Annotated in this window: 1 pseudogene and 1 other annotated feature; the pseudogene reads left to right on the top strand. The window is 63.6% G+C overall.

The features are described 5' to 3' along the window. Positions 1 to 52 precede the first annotated feature (52 nt). Positions 53 to 1,061: pseudogene (locus ACZ7KI_RS43350) on the top strand (IS3 family transposase); the annotation flags it as partial. Next, positions 331 to 459 (top strand) — a sequence feature (AL1L pseudoknot). It overlaps the preceding pseudogene by 129 nt.

Below are 1,061 nucleotides of genomic sequence, written 5' to 3'. Positions count from 1 at the left end.
TGAACCGCCCCGGGTTTGATGGAGGCTCCATCGTGTGAGTGAGGATGGAGTTATGGGCCGGTCTTCGAGGCATCCGCGTGAGGTGCGTGAGCGTGCGGTTGCGTTGGTGTTTGAGCAGGTAGAGGTGTATTCGTCGGAGTGGGAGGCGATCACGTCGATCGCGGCGAAGGTGGGGGTGTCGGCTGAGTCGCTGCGCCGGTGGGTGCGGCAGGCTGAGACTGATGAGGGTGTGCGGCCGGGTGTGACGACCGCGGAGTCGGATCGGGTGCGTGAGCTGGAGCGTGAGAACCGTGAGTTGCGTCGGGCGAATGAGATCCTGAAAGCGGCGTCGGTTTTCTTCGCGAGGGAGCTCGACCCTCGACCGCCGCGCTCGTAACGTTCATCACGGAATATCGGGACCGGTTCGGAGTCGAGCCGATCTGTGCCGTGCTGACCGAGTTCGGGCTCAAGATCGCTCCGTCCACCTATTATGCCGCGCTTTCCCGCCCGATGTCGGCGAGGGAAGTGCATGACGAGGAGTTCAAGAAGGAAATCCAGCGTGTGTACGACGATAATTACCGGGTGTACGGTGCCCGAAAAGTATGGCGTCAGCTGAACCGGGAAGGTATTCGGGTGGGCCGGGGCCGGGTGGAACGGTTGATGCGCGCGATGGGCCTGGCCGGCGCGGTCCGCGGGAAGACCGTGCGCACCACGGTGCCCGACCCGGGCGGTGTCCGCGCCGCGGATCTGGTGAAACGCCAGTTCACGGCAGGTGCACCGAACCGCTTGTGGGTAGCGGACTTCACCTACGTCGCGACCTGGGCGGGCACCGTCTACGTCGCGTTCGCCATCGATGTGTTCTCCCGCAGGATCGTCGGCTGGCGCGCGAGCATGTCCAAGGAAACAGACCTGGTGCTCGACGCGATCGAGCAGGGGCTGCGACATCGGAATTACCGGTGGAGCGAAGGGGAGACCAAGTTGGTTCACCATTCCGACGCTGGAAGCCAATACACGTCGTTCCGGTTCACGCAGCACCTTATCGATTCCGGTATCGACGCGTCAATCGGCACGGTCGGCGATGC

The sequence above is a fragment of the Amycolatopsis sp. NPDC039088 genome, assembly GCF_055598845.1.
This window is presented reverse-complemented; position numbering and strand designations above follow the sequence as displayed.